Origin of the sequence: Mesorhizobium sp. M7A.F.Ca.CA.003.01.2.1, assembly GCF_003998945.1 — a bacterium.
In the GTDB taxonomy this organism is placed as follows: Bacteria; Pseudomonadota; Alphaproteobacteria; order Rhizobiales; family Rhizobiaceae; genus Mesorhizobium; species Mesorhizobium ciceri.
In genome coordinates this window covers 1-702 of sequence record NZ_RZRA01001518.1, presented here as the reverse complement: position 1 = coordinate 702, position 702 = coordinate 1, and the positions used below count along the sequence as shown (strand labels likewise).

Below are 702 nucleotides of genomic sequence, written 5' to 3'. Positions count from 1 at the left end.
GGCCAGCGCGCGCTCAACATGCAGTCCGCCGACGCTGGCGCCATCCTGAGATTCCTCAATATCTACGAGCATATGGAAGGCGGAACGATCACCCTGGCCCTGGCGGGGCCGAGCGACGGATCGCTGAGGGGCAAGGTCGACACCAGCAACTTTTTCGTCGTCAACGAACCGAAACTGGCCTCCATCGTCTCGACCACGCCCGCCGGCGACAACCGCAGCCTCAACCAGGCGGTCAAGGGCAAACTGGACACGTCGCGGGTGAAGTTCGAACGCGGTTACGCCGAGATCGACAAGGGCAGCGGTTACCTGAAAATCGCCAACGGTGTGCTGCGCGGACCGCGCATCGGCACCACGTTCCAGGGCACGCTCTACGACCAGAACAACAACATGGACATGACCGGCACGTTCATGCCGGTCTATGGCCTCAATCGCATCTTCGGCGAATTGCCCATCGTTGGCGCGCTGCTCGGCAATGGCCGCGACCGTGGCCTGATCGGCGTCACCTACCGGCTCAAGGGCAACGCCAACAAGCCGTTGCTGGACATCAATCCGCTGTCGGTGATCGCGCCCGGAATATTCAGGTCGATCTTCGAATATAGGTGAGCGAGTTCAGGCCGGTCGCACCAGAATGTGTTTTTTCTTTCCCAAGGAAAGCTTTACGACGTTTTCCGGACTCAAATCCTGAGGGGTCACCAGCCGGCG

1 protein-coding gene is annotated in these 702 nt (G+C 60.5%); it reads left to right on the top strand.

Annotated elements, in window-relative coordinates; translation table 11 throughout:
* The coding region (locus EN969_RS33900) for an AsmA-like C-terminal region-containing protein (protein WP_164758790.1) at positions 1-603 on the top strand (603 nt) is incomplete at its 5' end.
* Positions 604-702: the final 99 nt, after the last annotated feature.